This window comes from Streptomyces sp. NPDC102437 (genome assembly GCF_044765565.1).
Lineage (GTDB): Bacteria > Actinomycetota > Actinomycetes > Streptomycetales > Streptomycetaceae > Streptomyces.
Genome location: NZ_JBIWKI010000022.1, coordinates 104518 through 130491, shown reverse-complemented (window position 1 = coordinate 130491; position 25974 = coordinate 104518). Strand labels below are relative to the sequence as shown.

Sequence of the window (25974 nt, the reverse complement as noted above, 5' to 3'; positions counted from 1 at the left end):
TCTGGGGGGGGGGGGGCTGGTGTTTGGGCCCCCCCCCCCCCCCCCCCCCCGGGCGCGCCCCCCCCCCCCCCCCCCGGGGGGGGGGCCCCCGGGGGGGGGGCCCCCCCCCCCCCCCGCTCAGCCGTCAGGCCGCCTGCTCCAGATCCTCGGGAGTCAGCGCCGACACCCCCGGATCGGGCGAGTCGAGCCAGTGGATCTCGACCCGCTCATCGCCGTCGAAGACGTTGTATCCGCGCCGTACCTTGGTCACCACCACGCGACGCAACACCAGCCGCAAGAGGTCGCGTCGTAGCGGGAGGGCTGCTTCCTCCCAGGCTGCTCGGATCGTCGCATCCTCCATGAGGAAGGACACGTCGAGCTGCTTCGGAGTCGCCTCCGCCACTTCCTTCTGCGCCTTCGCTTGTACAGCGCGGGCCTCGACCTGCAGGCGAGGGAGGTGGGTGCCGAAGGAAGGGTCGAAAAAGCCGTCGGACTGCTGCTTGGCGAGGCGCTCGACACCGGCCTCCGCAGCCTTCAGGGCCGACACGGCCTTCGCCATCCGCTCGGCGTCCGCCGGTTCCTGCTGGAGTCCGGCCCAACGCTCGGCGGCGATCTGCAGGACCGGGTCGTCGGGCTGCGCCGTGTTCATCTTCGTGCCAGGCTTCGGTGACGTACGTCTCCAGGACCGAGCGGGTGACCGACACGGGGGCATCGCACGGGACGCCCTGGATTGCGCGCCAGCAACGGTAGGTCTTCGAGTCGGGTGAGGCTTCTCCACGGCAGCCCCTGCACTTGACGCTGTCCGTAAGGAGCTGCGTCACCGTGCCGATTCGACCGGCCTGCTCGGGCGTTACGAAGGCGTGGCCGGCCGCGACCTGACGAGCTCGGGCCATGAGGTCTGGCGGCATCGGTTCGACCCCTTCGGCGAAGACACTGACGAGGTTGCCCTCGTTGTCGCGGTAGGGCTGGAAGCGGCCCTTCGGATTCTCACGTCGTGGGGCCACCTGCCAGCCCTCGTAGACGGGGTTGTGGAGGATTCGGGAGATGGCGTTGGCCTGCCAGGTACTGCCCCCCGGCCCGGCGATGGGCGCAGGACCGGAGTTGAGGGCCTTCGCGACCATGCGTTCGGCGAATCCGAGGGCGAAGCTCTCGACGATGTGACGTACGATCCGCCACTCGCCGGGTATGTGGTGGAGCTTCCTCGACGCGTCGGCACGAAGGCCGTACGGCGCGGCCTGGGTCCACTGGCCCCGCGCGCTTCGCCGCCTTCGTCGTCTTGACGTTGTACGAGAGCCGCATGGAGTACTCGCGCGCCTGCTCGGCACGGTCGATGATCCAGCGGCGGTCTCGCTCGATCGAGCTGTCCAGGCCGTCGTGATCGAAAACGACCCGAGCCGTGCTCAGGATGGGGCCGATGTTGTCGATGCCCTTGCGGGTGAAGCGGTCCAGGTAGGCGCACCAGAGGGCCGGAACCTCGCCGGCCAGGACTGCGGCGAGTGCCTTGTCGAACTCGCGTCGTTCTATGTCGCTTCAGGCGGACAGATTGTCCACCCAGACGTGGCGGACGCGGTGGCCCTCACGGGCGGCCCAGGCACGGCCGCTGTCTTCCTGGGCCTGGATGGAGGTCAGGTCTCGGGGATCTGCGTGGCGCACCACGCGCGACTTGCGCAGGTAGAGGTCGATGTACGGCAGGTCGGGCATCACTCGGCTTGCGTTCGGGGCGGGCCATCGTGGCACGCAATTCCGGCTGGCAGAGCGTTCCGCCGACCCAGATGGGCCCGCACAGCACCAGGATGTCGGCCGCCATCACCTTCTCGTACAGTCCGGGCCAGGCGTCCCGCTCCCAGCCGTGCTCCCGCATGTCCGGCCAGACGCCCCTCGCGATGTCGTGGTCGACGGCCCGGACCACCTCGGTGCCGACACCGCGCCGCTCCATCACCGCACGGCTGCGGTCGATCAGCCCTTCCGTGTTGCTGACCTCCGGGGAGCGCTTGAGGGTGCAGTTGACGTACAGCGCACGCAGGTCGTCGAAGCGGTAGGCGTCGTCGGAGGGTCCGGACGGCGGCATGCGGGGCTCCTTGGCAGGCACGGGGAACGCGGGACGTGGACCCGGCCTACCGTCAGCTCCGTCCGTACCGGGCGGTAGACGCGCCGGCACCCCCCCGTACGCCGCAAGTCCGGCCCCGGCACCCAAGCGCCCCCGGACAGCCGATCAGGACGCGCGCCCGCGCCGCCCCGCGCGCTCCAATGGACGGGTGACCGTGCCCCCGGACGACTGCCTGGCGCGCAACGAGTGGCTCTGCGGGGCCTATCTCTCCAGCCGTCGCGAGATCCTCTGGGACGCCGTCGTGCAGCACCTCCAGCTCACCGCGGTCTCCGTGCTCATCGGGCTGGTGCTTGCCGTTCCGCTCGCCCTGGCGGCACGCCACCGACGCTGGGCGGCGGGCCCGGTGCTCGGCGTGACGACCGTCCTCTACACCGTGCCGTCGCTCGCCATGTTCTCACTGCTGCTGCCGGTGTACGGACTCTCCGCCTCGCTCGTCGTCGCCGGGCTCGTGCTCTACTCCCTCACCCTTCTCGTACGGAACGTCCTCGCCGGACTCCGCGCCGTGCCCGAGGAGACCCGGCAGGCCGCCCGCGGCATGGGATACGGCCCGCTGCGGCTGCTGCTCGCCGTGGAACTGCCCCTCGCGCTGCCCGCGGCCATGGCCGGACTGCGGATCGCGACCGTCTCCGCCGTCTCGCTGGTCACGGTCGGCGCGATCGTCGGCTACGGCGGGCTCGGCAATCTCATCTACTCCGGGATGAACACCTACTTCAAGGCCCAGGTGCTCACCGCGTCGGTCCTCTGCGTCGTCATCGCCGTCGCCGCCGACCTGCTGCTCCTGCTCGCACAGCGGGTGCTCACCCCATGGACCAGGGGGCAGTCGTGAACACTCTCGCCGACGCCTGGTCCTGGCTCACCACCTCCGCCAACTGGTCCGGCGACGGCGGTATCCGGCACCGGCTGGGCCAGCACCTCTTCCTCACCGTCGTCTGCCTGCTCATCAGCTGCCTGATCGCGCTGCCCGTCGCCCTGGTCCTCGGCCATCTCGGCAAGGGTGGCGCACTGGCCGTCAACATCTCCAACATCGGCCGGGCCGTGCCCACCTTCGCCGTGCTGGTACTGCTCCTGCTCACACCGCTCGGCGGGCACGGCGAATGGCCCACCATCATCGCTCTCGTCCTCTTCGCCGTACCGCCGCTGCTCACCAACGCCTACGTCGGCATGCGGGAGGTCGACCGCGACATCGTGCGCGCGGCCAAGGGCATGGGCATGACGGGCAGGCAGCTGATGCTGGGGGTCGAGGTGCCGCTCGCCCTGCCGCTGATCCTCACCGGAGTACGGATCGCCGCCGTCCAGCTCGTCGCGACCGCCACCCTCGCGGCACTGGCCGGCGGCGGTGGTCTCGGCCGGATCATCACCGCGGGCTTCAACCTCGCCTCCACCGCACAGGTCGTCGCCGGGGCGGTGCTCGTCGCGGTCTTCGCGCTGATCGTCGAAGGGCTCTTCGAAGCGGGCCGGCTGCTCGTCCCGGGCCGGCTCCGCGGCGGAGGGTCGGGATGAGGCCGGCAGCCGCCGTCCCTGTACTGCTGGTGCTGCTCCCGGCGGCCGCCTGCGCCACCGGCCCCTCGCTGGAGAACCAGGGAGAGATCACCGCACCGCCGGGCGACAGCAGACACCTCACCATCGGCTCCGCGGGCTTCACCGAGAGCGATCTGCTCGCCCAGATGTACGCGCTGCTGCTGGACCGGGCCGGCTACTCCACGAAGATCATCTCCGTCGCCAACCGGGAGATCTACGAACCGGCGCTGGAGAGCGGCCGGATCGACGTCGTGCCGGAGTACGCCGCGACCTTCGCCGACTGGCTGAGCGCCAAGAAGAACGGCGCCGACGCCGCCCCGGCCGGCTCGCCCGACCTCGCCGCCACCATGAAGGCGCTGCGCGCCCTGGCCGCACCCCGTGGACTCACCGTTCTCGACCCCGGACGCGCCGTCGACCAGAACGCCTTCGCGGTCGCCGCCCGTTACGCGGCCGAGCACCGCCTGAGGACACTGAGCGACCTGGGCCGGTCCCGGCTGCCCGTACGGCTGGCCGCCGGCGACGAATGCGTTCAGCGCCCCTACTGCGCACCCGGGCTGAAGAAGACGTACGGCATCCGCATCACCGCCGTGGACCCCAAGGGCGTCGGCACCACCCAGGCCAAACAGGCCGTCCGGAACGGCCGGGACCAGATGGTGCTGACCACCACGACCGACGCCACGCTCGACGACTTCGGGCTCGTTCTGCTCGCCGACGACAGGCACCTCCAGAACGCCGACTACCTCGTCCCCGTCGTCAACCGGTCCCGGGCCGGCAGCGAAGGCGTCCGCACGGCACTGGGCAGGCTCAACACCGTACTGACCACGGCCGACCTGGCCCGACTCGACGAGCAGGTCGACAGCTGGCGCAGGCTCCCCGAGGACGTGGCGCGCAACTACCTGGAGTCCAAGGACCTCGTCCCGCGCGGCTGAGGGCCGCGGAACACCGTCGTGGCCGGCCGCCGCCCCGCGCGGTCAGGCCCGCAGCCTCCCCGGCAGCCAGCCCAGCTGCACGGCCTCCTGGAACGGCCCGCCGCCCTCGTGGTCGTTGAAGTCGTACACCTCGATGGTCTTGTCGGGGTGGGCGTAGGCGTTGAAGGCGGCGAAGACGGTCGAGGGCGGGCAGGTCATGTCCTCCAGGGCGGTCGAGAACAGCGCCGGCGCCCGCCCGCGTGCCGCGAAGTGCACCCCGTCGAAGTAGGAAAGCGTGGCCCGCGCGCGGTCGGCCCGGCCGCGGTGCGTCTTGAGGTAGTTGCCCACCTCGCGGTACGGGGTCCGGTCGGTGACGGTGAGGGCGCGGGGGAAGTCGCAGAGGAACGGGACGTCCGGCGCGATCGCCACCAGGTCGGGTATCAGCCCGCCCACGGCGAGGGTGATGCCGCCGCCCTGGCTCTCGCCGATGGCCGCGGTGCGCGCCGCGTCGGCCAGCGGGTGCGAACGGGCCGCCTCCACCGCCCGCACCGCGTCGGTGAACACCCGCCGGTAGTAGTACGACTCCGGGTCCTCGATGCCCCGGGTCATGAAACCGGGGTACGCCGGGGCACTGCCCACCGGGTCCGGGGTGTCGCCGACGAGCCAGCCGCTGCCCTGGCCCCGGGTGTCCATCACGAAGTGGGCGAAACCGGCCGAGGCCCAGAGCAGATGGGTGTGCGCCAGACCCCGCCCGCCGCCGTAACCGATGAACTCGACCACCACCGGCAGCGGCTCCGTGGTGCCCGCCGGGAGGACGAACCAGCCCTTGACCGGATGACCGCCGAAGCCCGCGAACGTCACGTCGTACACGTCCACGGTGGACAGCCCGGTGCCGGTGCGCGGCTCGAAACGGGCATCGAGGTCGTGGGACCGGGCCTCGTCCAGCGTCTTCGTCCAGAACGCGTCGAAGTCCTCCGGCTCGACCGAACCGCTGCGGTACTCACGCAGCCGGTCGAGCGGCAGATCGAACAGGGACATGGTTGGGACCGCCTTCTCGCGGGGATGGTTGATCACACCGTACGGGGGCGTGCGGCGCAGAAGTTGTGCCCGCCCCCTCGACCGGCGTCCGGCCGACCCTCACAGGGCTCGTTAATGCGCATTAGTAATACGCATTGATCGATGTGAGGAGCCAGGAGCCATGGTGGAGGAACCCAGGAAGCGGGCCAGGCCCGGCCGTTCACCCGCACCGGCGGGCCGCACGGCCCGTCCGCGCCAGGCGGAGGTCGCACGGCTCGCCGGCGTCTCGCACGTTCGCGATCTGCTGCCCGCGGCAAGAACATCGGCACCACCCACATCACCAACGCCCTGCTGGAGGGCGATGTCGCCACCGTCGGGCTGATCGGCATCGGAACCCCGGCGCCGTGCTCACCCGCCGGGTCGCCTCGCTCGGCAGACTCTTCGGTCTCGGCGCGGGCATCGCCGGTGGTCCTGATCGCCGCCGGCATCTGCCCCGCCACCGCGGTGCCGGGCCTGGCCACCTCGTACAACCAGGTGTTCGGCGTCACCGCCCCTCTCCCCGCGCCCGCGGGGATGGTCCCTTCACCATCGGCGCCGCGAGCACCCAGACCGTGTGGAGCGCGCAGTACGCGGGCGTCACCCCGCAGGAGGTGATGGTCCGCATCCTGCCCTACGTCTGGGCCGTCGCCCTCGGCGACGGCTTCTGCGTGACGGCCGCCACGTATCTCTGATCCCGGGCGTTCACCCGCTCCCGTGGGCGGGCCGAAAACCCGTTGCCCGCGGGGCGGGTGCCTGCGATCCTCCTCCCCATGTCAGACAACGGAACAAGCGGCTCGCGCCAGGTCGAGGCGCTCTTCTCGCACGGCCGCCTGACGGCGATCCCCCGCAAGACGGCCCGCCGGGAGCAGTTGCTCGTCCATCTCTCCGAGACCCTCTTCGAGCGGGACCGGAGTTACACCGAGCGAGAGGTCAACGAGGTCCTGCTCACGGTGCACGACGACTGCTCGGCGCTTCGCCGCCACCTGGTCGTCGCCGGCCTGCTGGTCAGGCCCAAGGACGGCAGCAGCTACCGGCGCGGGCGGTAGCACCGGCCGCGCCCGTACGTCCTACGCGTCCGCGACCGAGTCGAAGGGCACGTCGTCCCGGGCCACGCCCCGCGCGTCCGCGTCCACCGAGCGGCGCAGCGCCTCGTGGAGCTTGGCCGGTGTCAGCACGCCGAGGAACCGCGAACCGTCCAGTACCGCGACCCACCCCGCGTCGTGCTGGAGCATCTCGCTGAACGCCTGCTTCAGCGGGGCGCCGACCGGCACCCAGGCGTCCATCCTGCGGGCCAGTTCGCCGACCGTGCCGTGCCCGCCCGCGATCCGCAGCGCGTCCGCCGCCACCCAGCCGTGCAGATCGCCCTCGCCGTTCAGCACCACCGCCCAGCGGGCCCCCGTGGCGCCGAGCCGGGCCGCCGCCGCGCCGGCCGGCTCGTCCAGCCGGGCGACCGGCGGTTCCTGAAGGTCCTCCGGCTCGATCTCGGTGACCGAGAGCCGCTTCAGGCCCCGGTCGGCGCCGACGAACTTTGCCACGTACGGGGTCGCGGGAGCCCCGAGCACGGCGGCCGGGGTGTCGAACTGCTCGATGCGCCCCGCCCCGTACACCGCGATCCGGTCGCCCATCCGGACCGCCTCCTCGATGTCATGGGTGACCATCAGGACCGTCTTGCGGACCGTCGCCTGCAGGCTCAGAAACTCGTTCTGCAGCCGCTCGCGCACCACCGGGTCGACCGCGCCGAACGGCTCGTCCATCAGCAGCACCGGTGGATCCGCTGCCAACGCCCTTGCCACGCCCACCCGTTGGCGCTGACCGCCGGAGAGCTGCGCGGGGTAGCGGGAACCGTACGTCGCCGGATCGAGGCCCACCAGATCCAGCAGCTCGGCCGCCCGCTCCCGGGCCCGCGCCCGTTTCCAGCCCACCAGGGCCGGCACGGTCGCCGTGTTGTCGAGGACCGTGCGGTGCGGGAAGAGACCGACCTGCTGGATGACGTAGCCGATCCGGCGGCGCAGTTTCACCGGGTCGACGCCGGAGATGTCCTCGCCACCGACGAGGATCCGGCCCGACGACGGTTCGATCAGCCGGTTCACCATCATCATCGTGGTCGTCTTGCCGCAGCCGGACGGCCCGACGAGGGTGACCAGTTCCCCCTCGGCGACCTCGAAGGACAGCCCGTCGACCGCGACCGTACCGTCCGGATACACCTTGCCGACCTGCTCGAACCGGATCATGCCTGCACGGTAGGAGGCACCCGGGCGCACCGCACACGGGCCGCGACCGTCCGTGTCGGTGCCGTGTGCTGAACTGTCCGTGGCACATCTGATTCAGGAGCACCTTGTGAACAGCTACCGGCACCCCGGCATCGTATTCACCGACCGCTATTTCACGGTCCCGCTCGACCACGGCGATCCGAGTGGCGAGCAGATCGAGGTCTTCGGCAGGGAGGCCGTGGCCAGCGGCCGGGCCGACGAGGAGCTGCCCTGGCTGGTGTATCTGGAGGGCGGTCCCGGCTTCGGTGCGCGGCGCTTCATCGGCACGGAGGCCTGGCTGGGGCGGGCTGTGGAGGAGTTCCGGGTGCTGCTGCTCGACCAGCGCGGCACCGGCCTCTCCACCCCCGCCAACCGGCAGACCCTGCCGCTGCGCGGCGGCCCGCGGGAGCAGGCCGACTACCTCACCCACTTCCGGGCCGACAGCATCGTGCGCGACTGCGAGCTGATCCGCCGGCAGCTGACCGGCGGCGAACCCTGGACGGTCCTGGGCCAGTCCTTCGGCGGCTTCTGCGCCGTCCGCTATCTGTCGGCCGCCCCCGAAGGGCTCAGGACCGTCCTGATCACCGGTGGGCTGCCCTCCCTCGACGCGCACGCCGACGACGTGTACCGGGCCGCCTACCCCCGCATCGAGCGCAAGACCGCCGCGCACTACGCCCGCTACCCGCAGGACGTCGAGCGCGCCCGGGAGATCACCGCCCGTCTGCTGGAGCACCCCACCGACAGCGCCGGACACCGCCTGACGGCCGAAGGGTTCCAGTCCCTCGGCATCATGCTCGGCGGCGGCAGCGGCAGCCACCAGCTGCACTACCTCCTGGAGAACGCCTTCGTCCGCACCCCGCACGGCACCGAGCTCTCCGACACCTTCCAGGAGGCCGTGCGCACGGCCTCCTCGTTCGCCGGGCACCCGCTTTACGCCCTGCTGCACGAGGCGATCTACGGGCAGGGCGAGCGGCCCACGGCCTGGTCCGCAGAGCGGGTCCGTGGTGAATTCCGGCAGTTCGACGCGGCCGAGGCGCTCAAGGGCGACGGCCCGGTGCTCTTCACCGGTGAGAGCATCCACCCCTGGCACTTCGAGGTGGACCCGGCGCTGCGCCCGCTGCGCGAGACCGCCGAACTGCTGGCCGCCCGCACCGACTGGGCGCCGCTGTACGACGCCGAGCGCCTGGCGGCCAACAAGGTGCCGGTCGCGGCGGCCGTCTACCACGACGACATGTACGTCGACACGGCACACGCGCTGCGCACGGCGGCGTCGATCCGGGGGCTGCGCACCTGGGTGACCGACGAGTACGAGCACGACGGGCTGCGCGCCGGCGGACCGCGGGTGCTGGACCGGCTGCTGGCCCTGGTCAGGGACGAAGTCTGACCGCGTCCGTGAGCGGGAGGAACCGGCCGGTTACTCCCGCTCACGGCACCGCGGGTGTCAGTTCTGAAGGGCGTGCAGCGTTTCGTCCAGCCCGGCGCCCGAGCGCGGGGCCCGGTTGTACGGAAGCTTCGAGAGGGCCGCCGCCATGCCGCAGGTATTGGTCACGGCGGAGAACACCAGGCCGGAGCCGATACCGGCGGAGATCCAGCGGGCCGCCGGGAACCGGGCCCCGGCGAGCAGGCCGGCCACCACGAGCGAACCGGCGGCGAGCCGGACCTGACGCTCCATGGGCCAGGTCGCGCGGGCCCCGGCGGGGTGGTCGAGATCGCGTCCCTCGCCCGCCCAGGCCGAGGTGCCACCGGTGAGCGTCATGGCGTCGATGTCGGCGGCGGCGAGGATGTCGCAGGCCCGGGTGGAGCGGACGCCGGAGGCGCACACCATCAGCAGCGAGCCGCGGGCGGCGGCGGACTTCAGCGCGGGCACGGCCTCGGAGAGTCGGTCCAGCGGGATGTTCAGCGCACCGGGCACATGCCCGGAGGCGTACTCGCCGGGGGCCCGCACATCGATCACGGTGAACTCCGCGAGACGGGCCGCGGCCTGAGCGGGGGAGAGGGAGACGGGGCTGGTCACGAGCAGTTTTTCCTTTCGTTCACCGGGGATCGGGAGGAACTCGGTCCCTCCCAGGTCCTGTCCGGCCCTGATTCGCCGGACAGGCCTTGTCCCGGTTGGGCTAGAATACCCCTCGGGGTATCAGAAGGAGGATGTTGTGGAACTCGACATGGCGGCCGACGAACTGAAGTCGGTTCTCAACCGCCTTCGCCGCGCGCAGGGCCAGCTCGCCGGGGTCATCAGGATGATCGAGGAGGGCCGGGACTGCGAGGACGTGATCACGCAGATGGCGGCCGTGTCCCGGGCGCTCGACCGGGCCGGTTTCGCGATCATCGCGACGGGCCTCCAGCACTGCATGGCCGACGGCGGCAGTGAGCCGGAGGACCGGGACCGGATGCGGTCACGGCTGGAGAAGCTCTTTCTCTCACTGGCCTGAGCCGGCCGGGGCGACGCCGTGGTTCATGCCACGGCGTCGGCGATCATGAACGCGGCCACCGCCAGCAGCGCCACGCCGAAGATCCGTTGCAGGGCGGCCGTGGACACCCTCGCGGCGAGCCGCCGCCCGTCCCAGGCGCCGAGCACCGCCGTCGCCGTGAACGGGGCGATGGTCGCCCAGTCCAGCGCGGTGGGCGTGGCGAGACGGGTGACCAGCGCGGCCACGGAGTTCACCGTGATGACCAGCAGGCTGGTACCGACCGCCGCGGTCATCGGGAGGGCGACCACGGTGACCAGTGCGGGGACCACCAGGAACCCGCCGCCCACGCCGAGGAACCCGGTCACCGCGCCGAGCCCGGCACCCGTTCGCGCGACCCGTCCGGCGGGCGCACCGCTCGTACCGGGCCCGGCCTGCGGCGCTGGCCCGGGCCGCGGCCTGAGCATCCGTACCGCGGCGACCGCCGCGAGCACGGCGAACCCGGCGGTCAGCGCCCCGGGCGGGACCCGCACCGACAGCGCGCCGGCGAGCGCGGCCGGTACGATCCCGGCCGCCGCGAAGAGCCCTCCCGTCCGCCAGCGGACCCCGCCCTCCCTGGCATGGGCGACCAGCCCGGTGAGCGATGTCGCGATGACGATGAGCAGTGCGGCGGTGGTCGCTGCGGAAGGGGTGAAGCCGAGTGGATAGATCAGCGCGGGGACGGCGAGCACGCTTCCGCCGCCGCCCAGCCCGCCGAGCGCCAGTCCGACCACCGCACCGGCGACCAGCGCCACGATCAGCGCGGTCATGCCGCGGAGGGCGCGGTCACGGGGGCGGCGACACCGAGACCGGCCTCCGCCGCCGCGCCGAATCCGTCGTCGACGGCCACCACCTCGCGTCCCGCCGCGTCCAGCATCGACGCGGCGATCGCTGCCCGCGCCCCGCCCGCGCAGTGCACCCACACGAGGCCCGGAGGCACCTCGCCGAGCCGCCGGGGCAGCTCGTGGAGCGGAATGTGCACCGCCCCGGTGATGGCACCACCGAGGTGCTCGGTGTTGCGGCGAACGTCGAGGATCACCGGGTCCTCGCCGCGCTCCCGGGCGGCCGCCAGGCCCGCGAAGTCGGACCTGGCGAAGGACCGGAGCTCCGTCGCCGGGGCCGCCCAGTCCTCCGGGCCTCCGGTGGCCGCGGCGGCCGGACGGTCCAGCCCGACGCGGGACAGCTCCCGCTGCGCGTGGGCGATCTCGGCGGCGGTGCTCGCCAGTAGGGTGACCGGCTTGCCCCACGGGATCAGCCAGGCCAGGTACGTGGCGAGCGGGCCGTCGCCCTCGAAGTTGAACGATCCGGCGACATGCCCCCGTGCGAAGGCCACCCGGCTGCGCAGGTCCACCACCCACTCGCCCGAGGCGAGCCGCCTGGAGATCTCCCCGGCGTCGGCGCGGCCGGGCGGGGTCAGGTCGAGCGGAGCGGGCCCCGCGGCATTGGCCGGGCCCATGTGCGCGTAGTACGCGGGGATGTCGTCGAGTCCGGCGAGCAGCCCCGCGACGAAGGTGTCCACGTCCTTGACCAGGGCGTCGTTCCGGCGGCGCTCGTCGCCGATCGTCGTGGCCGACCCCTCGGCCTGTGCGGACGAACAGAAGCTGCCGAAGCCGTGCGTGGGGAGCACGGGCACCTCGTCCGCGAGCTCGTCGGCGAGGCGGTGCACAGAGGCGTGCTGGGCGCGGGCCAGTTCGGCGGTGAGCCGGGGCTCCACCAGATCTGGCCGGCCCACACTGCCGATCAGCAGCGAGCCGCCGGTGAAGGCGGCCACGTCGCGGCCCTCCTCCACCAGCACGTACGAGGTGTGGTGCGGGGTGTGCCCGGGGGTGGCGAGCGCACGCAGCGCGAGGCCGTCGTCGACCTCGGCGATGTCGCCGTCCGCGACCGGCACCCGGGCGAAGGAGACCTCCGCGGCGGCTGGCACCAGGTAGCGCGCCCCCGTCACCCGCGCCAGCTCCAGGCCGCCGGTCACGTAGTCGTTGTGCAGATGCGTCTCCACCACCAGAGCGATCCGCACGCCGCGCCGGGCAGCGGCGGCGATGACCCGGTCGATGTCGCGCGGCGGGTCCACGACGACGGCGGCCCGCCGCCCGCCCGCCAGATAGCCGCGGTTGCCGAGGCCCGCTGTCTCGATGGTGTCGACGAAGAACACGACACGGCTCCTTCCGTGATTCTTTACCCCTGGGGGTATCTCTGTACAGGCTAACAGAAATACCCCTGGGGGTATTTCTGGCTCTGAGTGAGACACGCGCTACGTCGGGGAGGCATCCGCGTCCGGGGAACGTGGGGGCGTCGGCGATCGGCGGCAGCTGGCCTGCCGACATGACGGACCAGCTCGAACCCATGCCCGCGGACTGGCGGCGCGCCCTGGCCGTGGTCGCGCACCCCGATGACCTGGAGTACGGCTGCGCGGCGGCGATCGCGGGCTGGACCGACGAGGGCCGCGAGGTCTCCTACCTCCTCGCCACCCGTGGCGAGGCCGGCATCGACACGCTGCGGCCGGAGGAATGCGCACCGCTGCGCGAGCGTGAGCAGCGGGCGAGCGCCGCCGTTGTCGGTGTCCATGAGGTGGAGTTCCTGGATCACCGCGACGGCGTGACCGAGTACGGCCTTCCGTTGCGCCGGGACATCTCCGCCGCCATCCGCAAGCACCGCCCCGAGCTGGTCATCACGCTCAACCACCGGGACACCTGGGGCGGCGTCGTCTGGAACACCCCCGATCACCGGGCGGTCGCCCGCGCCGCCCTGGACGCCGCCGCCGACGCGGGCAATCGTTGGAGCGCGGCGCTTCCGAGAGCCGGGCCAAGGAAATGGCCTCGCGCACCGTGAACAAGGAACCGGGCCAAGGAAATGGCCTCGCGCACCGTGAACAAGGAAAGGGCGCGTTCGGGCGAAGCCAAGTCGTCGAGCAAGTCCTCCACCCGCGACCCCAAGTCCTCGTCCGAGCGCGGCGGTCAGCGCTCGCACAGCGGTTCCGAAGGGCCCACTCGGGACCAGTTGTACGAGGAGGCCAAGAAGAAGAACATCGAAGGCCGCTCGTCCATGAACAAACAGGAGCTGCGCCAAGCGCTCGGCCGGTGAATCGAGCGGTTGGCCGGCCGCACAGTCGGCCGCCCGGCCAGCGGGCGCCCCCGCCCCCACATCCCGCAGGTCGCCGCGCAGTACTTGGACTGGACCCCGCCTCGCACGTGTGGCCCGGGTACGCCGGAAGAGCGCCGATTCACGGCCCATGCCGCTCCTGAGACCGCTTTCCGCCGCCCGAACGGTCGCGCTGCCCGCGCGTGCTGGAGGTGCCGGGCCGTAAAATCCGGTTTATGGGCCGAGCAGACGACTTGGGCAGTGATTTCAGCGAGTTCGCCGCTGGGGTCGGCCCAGGATCGGCCGGACGCACACTCCCGCCCCCCTTCACGCGGTGCGGTACCGCACTCCCGGTCGTGCGACACCTTGTTCGGACGGTGGGCCGCGCGCCCGTCGAATCCGTCACCAGGAGCGGGCGTCGGGCGCCGATGGCCCGAGCCCCTGGAGCCAGGCATGGGCTGTCGTCCGTGTCGAGAGCGGACGGAGCCTCGTGGTCCACCGCCCGGCCGCGGCCGGGCGGCTCGCCTCACGCGTCGCCGAACACCCCGGGTCCGCCGCGTGAGCCTGGCTTGGTCGGTCTCGTTGTGCTACGGGCGGCACCTGGTCTGCTGCCGGCGGAGCGGACACGAGGGGACGACAGTGGGGTATCCCGGTTGCGTCTTGAAAGGGTGCCATCGTGCGGACTGTAGGTGTCGAGGAAGAGCTGCTCCTCGTCGGCGCGGAGAGCGGTGAACCGCGGGCTCTGTCGACAGCGGTGCTTGCCAGGGCGGGCCGGCGTACCGGGGGGACCTCCGCCTTCGAAACCGAACTTCAGGGCCAGCAGCTGGAGTTCGCCACCCGCCCCCAGACCGGGATGCGGTATCTGGCGGAGGAGATCCTCCGCTGGCGCGCGAAGGCGGCTGAGAACGCGGCGGAACTGGGAGCCGCCGTGGTGGCCCTGGCGACGTCACCTCTGCCGGTCAGCCCGTCGATCCGCACGGGGGAACGGTACCGGTGGATGGAGGAGCGGTTCGGTCTGACCGCGCAGGAGCAGCTGACGTGCGGGTGCCATGTGCATGTAGCGGTGGCCTCGGACGAGGAAGGCGTCGCGGTGCTGGACCGGGTGCGGCCCTGGCTGCCGGTGCTCCTGGCCCTGAGCGCGAACTCTCCTTTCTGGCAGGGCCGGGACAGCTCGTACAGCAGCTACCGGAGCAGGGTCTGGGGCCGCTGGCCCTCGGCTGGTCCGATGGAGGTGTTCGGGACTGCGGAGCGCTACCACGCACTGGTGCGGGAGCTCCTGGACACGGGCGTGCTGCGGGACAAGGGGATGATTTACTTCGATGCTCGCTTGTCGCACCGCTATCCCACGGTCGAGATCAGAGTGGCGGATGTCTGTCTCGACCCCGCGGACACGGTTCTCGTCGCGTCTCTCGTGCGGGGCCTGGTCGAAACGGCGGCCCGCAGCTGGTCTGTTGGGGAGCCCCCTGCCGGCTTCGCGGCGAGTGTCCTTCGCATGGCGGCCTGGCAGGCGGGCCGGACGGGCCTGGAAGGACGGCTCCTCCATCCCGTTACCATGCGCCCCGAGCCGGCGTCCGACGTCGTGAGTGCGTTGCTGGCCCATGTGGCTGAGGCATTGGACGACAATGGTGATTTCGACCTGGCCGAAGGCGGACTGAGGGATCTCTTCGCACGCGGTTCCGGTGCGTGCCTCCAACGCGAGCTGCTGCATCGTTCGGGCAGTCTGCGCGCCACTGTCAGGGAATGTGCTCGCAGAACACTCGGATAGTGGTGGGAAACGGGAAAGCCAAGCGCTCCGGCGCGGCAGACGGACGGCGGGGCCCTGGAGAACGCTTCCGCCGATGTCGAACCGCGATCCATGGCGGGGGCACCGGTTGAAGGCGACGAGACACCCCAGGTCGGTACAGCGTGGCCCTACGGGAGCGGCGTCCCGCCCGTCGCGTTCAGGATCTCGCCCGTGATGAAGGAGGCGTTCGGAGATGCCAGGAACACGTAGGCGGGAGCCATCTCGGCGGGCTGTGCGGGCCTTCCGAGCGGACTCTGCTTTCCGAATTCCCGGGTTTCCGGAAGAGTGGCCGGGATGAGCGGAGTCCACACGGGTCCCGGCGCCACTGCGTTCACTCGAATACCATCCGATGCCAGCATCTGGGCAAGGCCCTGGGTGAAGGTGACGATGGCCCCTTTCGTCATGGCGTAGTCGAGGAGATGTGGGCTCGGCTTGTACGCCTGGACAGAAGTGGTGTTGATGATCGAGCCGCCGGCCGGGATGTGGGGAAGCGCAATTTTGCAGAGCCAGAACATTCCGTAGAGGTTCGTGCGCACCACGCGGTCGAACTGATCGGTGGAGATGGCCGCGATGCCATCCGGCTGGGACATCTGGAACGCCGCGTTGTTTACCAGGACGTCGATCCGGCCGAACTCCGAGACTGCCGTCCCGACCAGGCCCCGGCACTCTGCCTCCTGGCGAATGTCGCAGGCCACAGGGAGAGCGGTCCGCCCCGCCTCCTCGACCAGACGGGCAGTCTCCCGGGCCTCGCCCTCTTCGGACGCGAGATGGGTGAACAGCACATCTGCGCCTTCCCGCGCATAGGCCAGAGCGACTGCCCGGCCGATCCCGGAATCCCCTCCGGTCACGACGGCCTTGCGGTCGTCGAGAAGAGCGTTCCCGCTATAGGTGTCCTCCCCGTGATCGGGCGGCGGATCCATCGGCCCGGTCCAGCCGGGGTACTGCTGATCCTGCTCGGGGAAGTCGGGCTGCGGATACTTCCGGGTGGGGTCCTGTGGGCGTTCGGTTTCATTCATGGGTCGGCGTTCCATTTCTCGTGGTCGATGAGGCGACGGCCGCGCCATGCCGTGACGTGTTTCTTCGGGTTCCCCGGTGGAGAAGTCCAAACGTCTCGGTCAAAGCCGGGGGAGCTTCACGCACGGGAGTCGATGATGCAGTCAGACGTCCTGGCAAAGGGCTTCCGGCCGCATAACCGGCTCCGCGCCGGAGCGGTGGTGCTCGCTCTGGGTGCGGTGCCGGAGACCCTCGGCTCAGACGTGCTGTGCCACGCGTGTCCGGCGGTCGTGTGCCGCGGCCACTCCCGCAGGGGGCAGACACCAGTCCCAACAGGCGTCCAGCGCTCGCGGCGAGAGAGCGCCGCGGGCCGGCAGGACGGGCCAGCGCACCTCCGCCTGCGCGGACACCTTGGCGCCGCCCTCCACAGGGTCGACCACGAGCACCGGCACGCCCAGAGGCCGGCCCGCAGACGAACAGCACCAGTTCTCGGGAAACGCGGCGTCCAGGGAGAGCTCACCGGGAGCGTAGACCGGGCTCCATGCGGTGTCGTGGCGGACACCCAATTGGCCGAGAGAGCCGGGCACGGAGCGTTGGCCCAGCGCGTCCCCGGCCGTGACCTCTCCGTGCCGGAAACTGAACCAGCCCGTGAGCAGCACACGGCCCGTATCGCCACGTGGGGTGAGCAGTTCGCCGAGTGCGGCGCGAAGGCCACGAGGCATGACCGGGCCTGCCTTCCCTCGTCCGTTCCACGGTACCTCCGAGATGCGGGCTGTCCGTGGATGGGCTGAATCAGTATGAGTGTGTGTGCCGGAGCAGCCGAACTCCGGTCAGTGCCGTCAGCAAGCGGCGGCGCGGTCAGGCCCAGGCACGCACGCAGATGAGCCTTCGCAAGGGCCATGGAAGCGCAGCACGGCCTCCCGGCGCACGCAGTCGGGCGAGAAGACGATGTCCGCAGCCCCGTGACGCTGCCCGCAGGTTTCCGAACCATCGGCGCACGTACCCGACTTCCCGTGCATCGACGCAAGGAGAGTCCTCCCATGACGCCTTCAGTGGCTGAGCGTTGGCCGTGGCGACGAGCCGCGGTGGCCGGTGGAGCCGGCTTTCTGGGCTCACACCTCTGTGAACGCCTGAGGGCGGGCGGCGTGGAGGTCGACTGTGTCGACAATCTGTCGACCGGGTCGGCCGAGAACGTGGCGCATCTGGCCGGAAAGCCCGGGTTCAGGTTCGTGAACTGTGGCGTGGCGGGCGTTTCCTGTCCTCAGGCGCTGGCCGGGCCCTGCGACCTCGTCCTGCACTTCGCCTGCCCCGCGTCCCCGGCCGATTACCTGCGGCTGCCCCTGGAGACCCTGGACGTGGGCAGCCTCGGAACCCGCAACCTCCTGGCCGTCGCCGCCAGGGATGGGGCGCGCCTGCTGCTGGCTTCCACCTCGGAGGTGTACGGCGACCCGCTGATACATCCTCAGCGGGAGGACTACTGGGGCAACGTCAACCCGGTGGGGCCGCGCAGTGTCTACGACGAGTCGAAGCGGTTCGCGGAGGCCCTGGTCACCGCGCACGTCGGTGCCCGAGGGGCGAACGCGGGCATCGTCCGGCTCTTCAGCACCTACGGGCCGAGAATGCGGGCGCACGACGGACGGGCGGTTCCCACGTTCATCTGCCAGGCCCTCGCCGGTGAGCCGTTGACCGTGGCGGGGGACGGCAGCCAGACCAGGTCACTGTGTTACGTCGACGACACGCTCGACGGGGTGCTCAGAGTTGCCGCCAGCCGGTCCGTACGGCCCGTCAACATCGGCGGCAGCGACGAGACCACTGTCCGGGAGATCGCCCGGAGAGTTGTCAAGTTGACCAATTCCACCTCCAGGGTCGAGTACATCGATCGTCCGGTCGACGATCCCGCGCGTCGGCGCCCCGACACGACCCTGGCCCGAGAGCTCTTCGGGTGGGTGCCTCAGGTTTCCTGGGAGGAAGGGCTTGAGCGCACCATCGCGTACTTCGCCGCACGCCCCGAACCGGCAGCCGAGCAGTCGGCCCGGAATCCCTGAAGGAGCGTCCACATGCGTGTGCTCGGCATCAACGCGCTGTTCCACGACCCGTCAGCGGCCCTCGTCGTGGACGGCGAAATTGTGGCCGCCACTGAGGAAGAACGCTTCAGCAGGCGCAAGCACGGCAAACGTCCGGTGCCGTTCTCGGCCTGGGAGATGCCGGAACTCTCCGCCCGGTGGTGCTTGCGGAGCGCGGGCCTGACCCCGGCGGACCTGGATGCGGTCGCGTACTCGTACGATCCGGAAAACGCTTTGCCCGCGGACCGGTTGGGACTCGACGACCCCTGGGACGAGTTGCGGCAGCTCTATGCCCGAAGAGCTCCCGAATTCCTGGCCGAAGTGCTGCCGGGGCTGGATCCGGCCAAGGTGCGGTTCGTCGCTCATCACGTGGCACACGCGGCCTCGGCGGGTCTCGCCGGTCCATTGGGCGACTGCGCGGTGCTGGTACTCGATGGCCGTGGTGAGTGCTCCTCGCAGCTCGCCGGTCTCTACAACACTGGTGCACTGGAGGTCCTGCGTACCCAGTTGCTGCCGGAGTCGCTCGGCCTCAGCTACGAAGAAATTACTGAGCACCTCGGGTTCCTACGAAGCAGCGACGAGTTCAAGGTGATGGCTCTCGCCTCGTACGGCAAGCCGCGCTTCGCGGAGGAGGTCGCGCTGTATGTACACGGGACGGGCGACGGCGGATTTCGTGCCAGTGGAGTCCCCTGGAGCGAGTTCGTCCCCCGTCGACGGCCTGGCGAACCGTACACACAGCGGCATGCCGACCTTGCGGCCAGTGCCCAGCACTGTCTGGAGGAAACCGTTCTGGAGACGGCGAGATGGCTCCACGACCGTACCGGGGCATCCTCGCTGGCGCTCGCCGGCGGAGTGGCCCTGAACTGCGTCGCCAATGCGCGGCTGCACAGGGAAGGTCCGTTCGACAGCATTTGGGTGCAGCCTGCCGCCGGCGACGCGGGCACCGCCCTCGGAGCGGCCTTGCACCTCGCCGCCGGCCGGGAGCCGATCCGGCCGATGACGACGGCGGCACTCGGCAGGGCCTGGGACGACGAGCAACTGCGGCGCCTGCTGGAGGCGGCGGCCCTGCCCTACGAAGAGCCGGAGGACGTCGCCACGGCCGTCGCGGAAGAACTGGCACAGGACGGCATCGTCGCCTGGTTCCAGGGACGGAGCGAATACGGGCCACGGGCCCTCGGGCACCGGTCGTTGCTCGCCCACCCGGGACGCGCCGAGAACCTCCAACGGCTGAACGCGGTGAAGGGGCGGGAAGAATTCCGGCCCGTCGCCCCGATGGTCCTTGCCGAACGCGCGGCCGAACTCTTCCGGGGCCCGCTGCCCAGTCCCTACATGCTCTTCGTCCATGAGGTCGCCGAAGCGTGGAAGCCCCGCATCCCGGCCGTGGTCCACGTGGACGGCACGGCTCGGATCCAGACCGTGGACAGTGATGTGGAACCGCTCGTCGCCCGGATGCTCAGGGCATTCGAACGCCGAACCGGACTGCCCGTTGTGGTGAACACCAGCCTCAACACCGCCGGACGGCCCATGGTCGACCATCCTCGCGAGGCGTTCGAATGCTTCGGGTCCGCCCCGGTCGACCTCCTGGCCATCGGCCCCTACCTGGTCCGTCGCGCGAAGGCGTTCACATGACGAGCAACGAGGAAACCCACCGGGCTGAGCACTCGCGGTCACCAGGACAGCAGACCGGCGAGCCGCGCTACTGCGTGGTCATCCCCACCATCGGCAGGCCCTGTCTCCAGGACTGTCTGCGGGCTCTCGCCAAGGCTGCGCTGCTGCGGCCGCACGAGGTCCTTGTCGTTGATGACCGCCCGACTCCGGACGGCCCGCTGGCCATCCACGGAGCCGGCCGGCTGGCAGGCCGCCTGCGGGTGCTCGCCAGCCACGGCCGGGGCCCGGCCGCCGCCCGCAACGTCGGACTGCGGGAAGTGACCACCGAGTGGGTGGTCTTCCTGGACGACGACGTGCGGGTGCTGCCGGACTGGGGTGCCGGCCTCCGGCACGACCTCCGAGGCGCCGCACCCCGCACCGCGGGGGTGCAGGGGCGCCTGCGCGTCCCCCGGGCCGCCGGCCGCAGGCCCACCGACTGGGAGCGTTGCACAGCGGGATTGGAGAAGGCTGCCTGGGCCACCGCCGACATGGCCTACCGCACCGAGGCGGTCGGCCCGGCGGGAGGATTCGACGAACGCTTCCCGAGGGCCTTCCGCGAGGACGCCGACCTCGCTCTCCGGCTGCAGGACGCCGGCTGGATCCTGACAAGAGGCAGCCGCTCCACACTGCACCCTGTCCGGCCTGCCGATCGCTGGGTGTCCGTGCGCTCGCAGCGCGGAAACGCGGACGACGCGCTGATGCGCCATATCCACGGACGGGACTGGTGGTCCAGGGCCGAGGCACCACGCGGTCGCTTGCCGCGCCATCTCGCGGTCACCGGCGCCGGTGCCGGTGCCGTGGTCCTCGCCCTTGCCGGGCGGCGCCGGGCCGCAGCAGTCGCGGCGGGCCTCTGGGCGATCGGCACCGCGGAGTTCTCCTGGGCCCGGATAGCCCCAGGCCCCCGAACGGCATCCGAGGTCACCACCATGATCGGAACGAGCATCCTCATCCCGCCCCTCGCCGTCCGCCACTGGACCGCGGGGCTGTTGCGGCACCGGGGCGCCGCCCCATGGGGAGGCCGGTCGTGACGATGCGCCACCGAGCGGATCCTTTGCCGCACGACCCGGCCGACCACCCCGGGTGTCGGCCGGTCGCCGTGTTCTTCGACCGGGACGGAACCCTTGTCCACGACGTGCCCTACAACGCGGATCCGGACCGGGTGCGCGTGATTCCCGGTGTGCCCGAGGCCGTGCGGCTCGTTCGGGAGGCTGGGATCGCGACCGGCGTCGTGAGCAACCAGTCCGGCATCGGGCGCGGCCTGCTCACGCATGACGACGTGCGCCGGGTCAACGCACGGGTGGACGAGCTGCTCGGCGCGTTCGACGTCTGGGTCTACTGCCCGCACCACCCGGACTCCGGATGTTCCTGCCGCAAGCCGCAACCCGGCCTCGTGGCCGACGCCGCCGGGCGACTCGGCGTACGGCCCGAGGAGTGTGTGCTGATCGGCGACATCGCGGCGGACGTGCACGCAGCCAGAGCGGCGGGGGCAGAGGGCATCCTCGTTCCCAACACGGCCACTTGCCCGGCGGAGATCGCGGCCGAGGCCGACCGGGCGCCGGACGTCCTGACAGCGGTGCGCCGAGTCCTGGCCCGGCCCCGGCCGGCCGGGCGCACCGCCCGAGGAACGGGGTGACGGCATGAAGGCACTCGTCGTACGACTCGACAGCTTCGGTGACATGCTGCTCGCCGGCCCGGCCGTGCGCGCGACTGCGGCGTCGGCGTCGTGTGTCACCGTGCTCTGCGGCCCGTCGGGGGAGCCCGCGGCACGGATGCTCCCCGGAGTGGACGACGTGATCACCTGGCGGGCCCCATGGGAAGGTGCCGACGCGCCGGCTGTGGACGAATCGGACGTGACGGGCCTCGTCGAGGGCCTGCGGAAGCGGGCGTTCGACGCGGCGCTCGTACTGACCTCCTTTCACCAGAGCCCACTGCCGACCGCGCTGCTGCTCCGCCTGGCCGGGGTACACCGGATCGGCGCCGACAGCGTCGATCACGCCGGCCGGCTCCTGGACGTGCGGCATCATCGCCTGCCCGACCGCCACGAGGCGGAAGCCGCCCTCGACCTGGCCCATGCGATGGGCTTCGCGTCGGCAACGGCGGACGACGGCCGCCTGCGCGTCCTGCCGCCCCCGGACACCGCCGCCCTCACCGGGAACGGGCCCTACGTGGTCGTGCATCCCGGGGCGAGCGTCCCGGCACGGAGCTGGTCCGCCGACCGGTACGCCGAAGCGGTCGATCTGCTGGCCGACGCGGGGCACCGCGTGGTGGTCACCGGAGGGCCGGACGAGCGTCGTCTGACCCGCCTGGTGAGCGGTGACGTCGCGGTCGACCTGGGCGGGGGAACGAGCGCCCGGAAGCTGGCCGGTGTCCTGCGAGGAGCCGACGTGCTCGTCAGCCGCAACACCGGCCCCGCACACCTGGCGGCCGCCGTCGGCACCCCGGTCGTGTCGCTCTTCGCGCCGGTCGTGCCCGCCTCCAGGTGGGCGCCCTACGGCGTCCCGACGGTGCTGCTCGGCGACCAGCGAGCGCAATGCGCCGGCACCAGGGCCCGGGAGTGTCCGGTGCCGGGTCACCCCTGCCTCAACGGCATCACCGGCCAGGACGTGGTGAGCGCGGTGCAAAAGCTCGTGAAGGAGAAGGCATGAACATCCTCATCTGGCACGTCCACGGCTCCTGGCTCACCTCCTTCGTGCAGGGCCCGCACACCTACCTCCTGCCCGTGACGCCCGACCGCGGACCTGATGGGCTCGGCCGCGCACGCACCTGGAACTGGCCGGCATCGGTGCTTGAACGAACCCCCGGAGACCTGCGCGGGAGCGACATAGATCTCGTCGTGCTGCAACGGCCGCACGAGTGGGAGCTAACCCACGCGTGGACGGGCCGCATGCCGGGAGTGGACATCCCCGCCGTGTACGTCGAACACAACAGCCCGCACGAGACGCCCGCGGACACGCTGCATCCGCTCGCAGGCCGAACGGACATCCACCTGGTCCACGTCACCCACTTCAACCGGCTGATGTGGAACAACGGCCGTGCCCCCACCAGTGTCATCGAGCACGGCATCATCGACCCCGGGCACCTGTGGACCGGCGTCGAACCCAGCGGCGGTCGTCGTCAACGAGCCGATGCGGCGCGGCCGGACCACAGGGACCGATCTCCTGGCCGACTTCGCCGCGGCGGCGCCCCTGGAAGTGTTCGGCATGGGCACCGAAGGGCTGGCCCGGCACCTGGGGCTGCCACCTCAGCTGTGCCGGACTTCCGATCTGCCCCAGAACCAGCTCCACCGGGCCATGGCACGGTGCCGGGTCTATCTGCATCCCGTCCGATGGACATCCCTCTGCCTCTCGCTCCTCGAAGCCATGTTCCTCGGCCTGCCCGTGGCCGCACTCGCAACCACCGAGGTCCGCGCAGCGATACCCGCGGGCGCCGTGGTCATCTCCAACAGGCCCGAAATACTCAAGGATGCCCTGAGGCAATTTTTGGCGGACGCCGGGCACGCCGAGCGAACCGGGTGCCAGGCGCGGGCCGCGGCCCGCGCCAGGTACGGAATGCAGCGGTTTCTGGACGACTGGGAACGACTCATGAAAGAGGTCACGCGATGACGCACCCAAAGCCGCGACCCGGACGGATCGCCCTGGTCTCCGAGCACGCCAGCCCACTGGCCGAGCTGGGCGGCCCGGATGCGGGCGGCCAGAACGTGTACGTGGCACAGCTCGCCGAGCGACTGGCCCGGCACGGCCACGACGTCACGGTCTGCACCCGCCGCGACAGTCCCGAGACGGCGACCATGGTGCGCACCCCTCGCGGGGTCAAGGTCGTCCATGTGCCGGCCGGACCGCCGACCAGGGTGCCGAAGGACGAACTCCTCGCCTGGATACCGGAGTTCGGCGCATATCTGGCCAGAGTGTGGCGACTGTCCCGTCCCGACATGGTCCACGCTCACTTCTGGATGTCCGGGCTGGCCGCGCTCACGGGAGTCCGCGGCATCGACGTCCCCGTGGTTCAGACCTACCATGCGCTCGGCACCGTCAAGAGGCGCTACCAGGGCACGGCGGACACCAGCCCGCGCGAACGCATCGACGCCGAGTCGCACATCGGGCGGGAAGCCGACCGGATCATCGCCACCTGCGCCGACGAGCTGGTTCCTGCTGCTCACGCCGGGGCACAACCTCGGCGCCGTCGGCCGCAACCTCGCCGTGCGGCACGTCCGGACCCCCTACGTCGCCTTCTGCGACGACGACACGTGGTGGGAGGCCGGGGCCCTGCGCACGGCGGCCGATCACCTGGATCGTCATCCGCGGCTCGCCGCGGTCAACGCGAGAATCCTCGTCGAGCCGGAGGGAGAGGACGAGCCGGTGGTGGCGGAGTTGCGCGAATCACCGCTGACGGGGCCCGGTTGGCTTCCGGGGCCGCCCATCGGCTCCTTTCTCGCGGCGGCAACCGTGATGAGAACGGAGGCGTTCCGCGATGTCGGTGGTTTCCACCCGGGTCTCTGGCTCGGTGGCGAGGAGGAACTGCTGGCGACCGACCTGATGCGGTCCGGCTGGTGGCTGGCCTATGTGCCGGATGCGGTCATCCACCATGCGGCGTCGGCCGTGCGGGACAGCACCGCACGGCGTGTCATCGGGCTGCGCAACACGTTGTGGTTCACTTGGCTGCGCCGTCCGGCGGGGCCGGCACTGAAGCGCACGGTGCGTCTGCTCACCACGGTACCGAGAGACGGAGCCTCCCTCCGCGCGTTCCTGTACGCGGGCCTCGGTTTGCCTTGGGTACTGCGGCAGCGCAGACCAGTGCCTCCTGGGATCGAAGCCAGGCTGGCCGCGCTGGAGGAAGCACAGCGGAGAGGAAGGGCAAGGCGCTACGTCGGCTGACACGCCGAAGACGCGCCCAGCACAACCCCCGGGATGTCGCTGTGGTGGTGGGGCCCGGAGGGCTCGTCTCGTGCTTGTCGGGGCGATGGGCTTCGTGCGAGGGCCGGGCGCCCGCGTTTTCGTACCCCGTCGGCCCGAACGCGTTGCTCGGTTGCGCACCCCGCCTCCGGCGAGCCTGTGCATCCGGCGACGCAGTCGACCGGCCCGACCGGACGGGAAGGTTCGGAGACCTGGAAATTGGTGGGCGGTTCTCGTATTGGAAACCGTCGTCGAAGGGTACTCGGCGCTCGCACCGGTACAGCTGCTGACGGTGCCGGCGCCCGCGGCGGTCCGAAGCCGCGGCGGAAGAGACGGAAGGGGCATTTCCTCATGGTCACCGCACGAGAAATCATGACGCCGGACGCCGAATGCATCGGTGCGAACGATTCCGTTCTGCAGGCCGCACACAAGATGGCGGAACTGGGGGTCGGGGCCCTCCCCATCTGTGGTCTGGACGAGCGCCTGAAAGGCGTGCTCACCGACCGTGACATCGTGATCAAGGTGCTGGCCGCCGACAAGGACCCTGCGGCAACCACTGCCGGAGAACTGGCCCAGGGCGAGGCCGTCACCATCGGCGCGGACGACGACGCGTCGGAGATCCTTCGCACGATGAGCGCGCACAAGGTCCGTCGGCTTCCCGTCATCGACGGCCACACCCTGGTCGGGATGGTCGCTCAAGCGGACGTCGCACGGGCCCTGCCGGACCAGGCGGTGGGCGACCTCGTCGAAGCTCTGTCCACGGACTGACCGGCCCGTCACCGGGGATAGGGAACGGACGACGACATCGCCGTGATCGAAGTATGGACGGCTCCGGCGCCTTGCCGAGGGCCGTCCGTACAAAGGGGATGAGTGGTATGCCGGGCGGCAGGAACTGCCCCCGGCGCTGCGGAGGCCCGCGCGCTCGTTCACCGGTCCGGGCCGCGGGTGACGTCAATCTGGCGACTCGTCCGGGGCGGGAAGTCCGGGGTGGTCGCCTTGCCGCTCTTCGGCCCGGTTCGCTGCGGACTCGTCCGAAGGGGGCACTTCGTCGGCGCCGCCGTCGCCCCGCCGCTCGTCCACGCGCCGGGGAACGGGCACGTCCAGCGCGTCCTCACCGTCCCGCTGCTCATCAGGCATGTCCCGGGGGACGGGTGCGTCGCCACCCCGGTCGCCGGGAGTCTCTGGCCCAGGTCCGTGTCGCATGATGCTCCATCCTGCTGGCCCCCTGTGCCGGTGGGGCTGGGGGCAGTCCGCCGGGTA

The 25974-nt window shown here is 71.1% G+C and carries 22 protein-coding genes and 8 pseudogenes; 19 read left to right on the top strand and 11 right to left on the bottom strand.

Features of this window, described 5'->3' with window-relative positions:
* Positions 1-124: 124 nt before the first annotated feature.
* The 3 genes and pseudogenes from ACIRJP_RS26650 to ACIRJP_RS26640 form a co-directional block, all read right to left on the bottom strand.
* Positions 125-628 (bottom strand): hypothetical protein, encoded by a 504-nt coding sequence (locus ACIRJP_RS26650; RefSeq protein ID WP_404179003.1) that lies wholly within the window; start codon positions 626-628, stop codon positions 125-127.
* A gap of 340 nt (positions 629-968) precedes the next feature.
* Positions 969-1304 (bottom strand): annotated as a pseudogene (locus ACIRJP_RS26645) (recombinase family protein); the annotation flags it as partial.
* Between the two features lie 437 nt (positions 1305-1741).
* Positions 1742-2047 (bottom strand): annotated as a pseudogene (locus ACIRJP_RS26640) (flavodoxin family protein); the annotation flags it as partial.
* Positions 2048-2234: 187 nt separating this feature from the next.
* Between ACIRJP_RS26640 and ACIRJP_RS26635 the strand changes: the two are divergent.
* From ACIRJP_RS26635 to ACIRJP_RS26625, 3 genes are read left to right on the top strand one after another with little or no spacing between them, the layout of a single operon-like run.
* Positions 2235-2912, top strand: coding sequence for an ABC transporter permease (locus ACIRJP_RS26635; RefSeq protein ID WP_404178986.1), 678 nt, complete (start codon positions 2235-2237; stop codon positions 2910-2912).
* Complete coding sequence (locus ACIRJP_RS26630; RefSeq protein ID WP_404178983.1) at positions 2909-3586, top strand: ABC transporter permease; 678 nt, start codon at positions 2909-2911, stop codon at positions 3584-3586. The genes ACIRJP_RS26635 and ACIRJP_RS26630 overlap by 4 nt, the downstream gene beginning before the upstream one ends.
* Positions 3583-4533 carry an ABC transporter substrate-binding protein gene (locus ACIRJP_RS26625; protein ID WP_404178980.1) on the top strand — a complete coding sequence of 317 codons (951 nt, stop codon included), beginning with the start codon at positions 3583-3585 and terminating at the stop codon, positions 4531-4533. The genes ACIRJP_RS26630 and ACIRJP_RS26625 overlap by 4 nt, the downstream gene beginning before the upstream one ends.
* 42 nt (positions 4534-4575) lie before the next feature.
* Here the strand turns inward: ACIRJP_RS26625 and ACIRJP_RS26620 are convergent, their stop codons facing one another.
* Positions 4576-5550, bottom strand: a complete 975-nt coding sequence (locus ACIRJP_RS26620) for an acetylxylan esterase (RefSeq protein WP_404178977.1) — start codon at positions 5548-5550, stop codon at positions 4576-4578.
* Positions 5551-5966: 416 nt separating this feature from the next.
* On the opposite strand from ACIRJP_RS26620, the pseudogene ACIRJP_RS26615 reads away from it, so the two are divergent.
* Both ACIRJP_RS26615 and ACIRJP_RS26610 read left to right on the top strand, forming a co-directional pair.
* Positions 5967-6260 (top strand): annotated as a pseudogene (locus tag ACIRJP_RS26615) (hypothetical protein); the annotation flags it as partial.
* Between the two features lie 78 nt (positions 6261-6338).
* Positions 6339-6614, top strand: a complete 276-nt coding sequence (locus tag ACIRJP_RS26610) for a DUF2087 domain-containing protein (protein ID WP_404178974.1) — start codon at positions 6339-6341, stop codon at positions 6612-6614.
* 21 nt (positions 6615-6635) lie between these two features.
* On the opposite strand, the gene ACIRJP_RS26605 is transcribed toward ACIRJP_RS26610, so the two are convergent.
* Positions 6636-7799 (bottom strand): ABC transporter ATP-binding protein, encoded by a 1164-nt coding sequence (locus ACIRJP_RS26605; RefSeq protein ID WP_404178971.1) that lies wholly within the window; start codon positions 7797-7799, stop codon positions 6636-6638.
* A 106-nt stretch (positions 7800-7905) separates the two neighbouring features.
* Here ACIRJP_RS26605 and ACIRJP_RS26600 point away from each other — a divergent pair, with 106 nt between their 5' ends.
* Positions 7906-9201 (top strand): alpha/beta fold hydrolase, encoded by a 1296-nt coding sequence (locus ACIRJP_RS26600; protein WP_404178968.1) that lies wholly within the window; start codon positions 7906-7908, stop codon positions 9199-9201.
* A gap of 57 nt (positions 9202-9258) precedes the next feature.
* Here the strand turns inward: ACIRJP_RS26600 and ACIRJP_RS26595 are convergent, their stop codons facing one another.
* The gene (locus tag ACIRJP_RS26595) at positions 9259-9831 is read right to left on the bottom strand and encodes a rhodanese-like domain-containing protein (RefSeq protein ID WP_404178965.1); all 573 of its coding nucleotides are present in this window, start codon (positions 9829-9831) and stop codon (positions 9259-9261) included.
* A 136-nt stretch (positions 9832-9967) separates the two neighbouring features.
* Here ACIRJP_RS26595 and ACIRJP_RS26590 point away from each other — a divergent pair, with 136 nt between their 5' ends.
* Entirely contained in the window at positions 9968-10246 is a 279-nt protein-coding gene (locus ACIRJP_RS26590) for a metal-sensitive transcriptional regulator (RefSeq protein WP_266727223.1), read from the top strand.
* A 23-nt stretch (positions 10247-10269) separates the two neighbouring features.
* Here the strand turns inward: ACIRJP_RS26590 and ACIRJP_RS26585 are convergent, their stop codons facing one another.
* Together ACIRJP_RS26585 and ACIRJP_RS26580 are read right to left on the bottom strand one after the other, a co-directional pair.
* Complete coding sequence (locus ACIRJP_RS26585; protein ID WP_404178960.1) at positions 10270-11031, bottom strand: sulfite exporter TauE/SafE family protein; 762 nt, start codon at positions 11029-11031, stop codon at positions 10270-10272.
* Complete coding sequence (locus tag ACIRJP_RS26580) at positions 11028-12413, bottom strand: rhodanese-like domain-containing protein (RefSeq protein WP_404178957.1); 1386 nt, start codon at positions 12411-12413, stop codon at positions 11028-11030. Before ACIRJP_RS26580 ends, ACIRJP_RS26585 begins: the two co-directional genes overlap by 4 nt.
* A gap of 170 nt (positions 12414-12583) precedes the next feature.
* On the opposite strand from ACIRJP_RS26580, the pseudogene ACIRJP_RS26575 reads away from it, so the two are divergent.
* From ACIRJP_RS26575 to ACIRJP_RS26565, 3 genes and pseudogenes are all read left to right on the top strand, one after another.
* Positions 12584-13039, top strand: a pseudogene (locus ACIRJP_RS26575) (PIG-L deacetylase family protein); the annotation flags it as partial.
* A gap of 57 nt (positions 13040-13096) precedes the next feature.
* Positions 13097-13342 (top strand): annotated as a pseudogene (locus tag ACIRJP_RS26570) (plasmid stabilization protein); the annotation flags it as partial.
* Positions 13343-14012: 670 nt separating this feature from the next.
* On the top strand, positions 14013-15104 hold the full coding sequence (locus tag ACIRJP_RS26565) for a glutamate--cysteine ligase (protein ID WP_404178998.1): 1092 nt from the start codon (positions 14013-14015) through the stop codon (positions 15102-15104).
* A 146-nt stretch (positions 15105-15250) separates the two neighbouring features.
* On the opposite strand, the gene ACIRJP_RS26560 is transcribed toward ACIRJP_RS26565, so the two are convergent.
* Together ACIRJP_RS26560 and ACIRJP_RS26555 are read right to left on the bottom strand one after the other, a co-directional pair.
* Positions 15251-16138: an SDR family oxidoreductase gene (locus ACIRJP_RS26560; protein ID WP_404178995.1), complete on the bottom strand. Its 888-nt coding sequence runs from the start codon at positions 16136-16138 to the stop codon at positions 15251-15253.
* Between the two features lie 234 nt (positions 16139-16372).
* The gene (locus tag ACIRJP_RS26555; protein WP_404178954.1) at positions 16373-16837 is read right to left on the bottom strand and encodes a hypothetical protein; all 465 of its coding nucleotides are present in this window, start codon (positions 16835-16837) and stop codon (positions 16373-16375) included.
* A gap of 318 nt (positions 16838-17155) precedes the next feature.
* Between ACIRJP_RS26555 and ACIRJP_RS26550 the strand changes: the two genes are divergently transcribed.
* The 9 genes and pseudogenes from ACIRJP_RS26550 (at position 17156) to ACIRJP_RS26510 (ending at position 25482) form a co-directional block, all read left to right on the top strand.
* Positions 17156-18160, top strand: coding sequence for an NAD-dependent epimerase/dehydratase family protein (locus ACIRJP_RS26550; RefSeq protein ID WP_404178952.1), 1005 nt, complete (start codon positions 17156-17158; stop codon positions 18158-18160).
* Between the two features lie 12 nt (positions 18161-18172).
* The gene (locus tag ACIRJP_RS26545) at positions 18173-19807 is read left to right on the top strand and encodes a carbamoyltransferase (RefSeq protein WP_404178950.1); all 1635 of its coding nucleotides are present in this window, start codon (positions 18173-18175) and stop codon (positions 19805-19807) included.
* Positions 19804-20853, top strand: coding sequence for a glycosyltransferase family 2 protein (locus ACIRJP_RS26540; RefSeq protein WP_404178947.1), 1050 nt, complete (start codon positions 19804-19806; stop codon positions 20851-20853). Before ACIRJP_RS26545 ends, ACIRJP_RS26540 begins: the two co-directional genes overlap by 4 nt.
* Positions 20854-20855: 2 nt before the next feature.
* Entirely contained in the window at positions 20856-21458 is a 603-nt protein-coding gene (locus ACIRJP_RS26535; RefSeq protein WP_404178992.1) for a D-glycero-alpha-D-manno-heptose-1,7-bisphosphate 7-phosphatase, read from the top strand.
* 4 nt (positions 21459-21462) lie between these two features.
* Entirely contained in the window at positions 21463-22470 is a 1008-nt protein-coding gene (locus ACIRJP_RS26530; protein ID WP_404178944.1) for a glycosyltransferase family 9 protein, read from the top strand.
* Positions 22467-23427, top strand: a pseudogene (locus tag ACIRJP_RS26525) (glycosyltransferase). Before ACIRJP_RS26530 ends, ACIRJP_RS26525 begins: the two are co-directional and overlap by 4 nt.
* Positions 23424-23966: pseudogene (locus tag ACIRJP_RS26520) on the top strand (glycosyltransferase); the annotation flags it as partial. The pseudogenes ACIRJP_RS26525 and ACIRJP_RS26520, both read left to right, overlap by 4 nt.
* A gap of 7 nt (positions 23967-23973) precedes the next feature.
* A pseudogene (locus ACIRJP_RS26515) lies at positions 23974-24696 on the top strand (glycosyltransferase family 2 protein); the annotation flags it as partial.
* A 369-nt stretch (positions 24697-25065) separates the two neighbouring features.
* Entirely contained in the window at positions 25066-25482 is a 417-nt protein-coding gene (locus ACIRJP_RS26510; protein WP_404178941.1) for a CBS domain-containing protein, read from the top strand.
* Positions 25483-25665: 183 nt separating this feature from the next.
* On the opposite strand, the gene ACIRJP_RS26505 is transcribed toward ACIRJP_RS26510, so the two are convergent.
* Positions 25666-25917, bottom strand: coding sequence for a hypothetical protein (locus ACIRJP_RS26505; protein WP_404178937.1), 252 nt, complete (start codon positions 25915-25917; stop codon positions 25666-25668).
* Between the last annotated feature and the right edge of the window lie 57 nt (positions 25918-25974).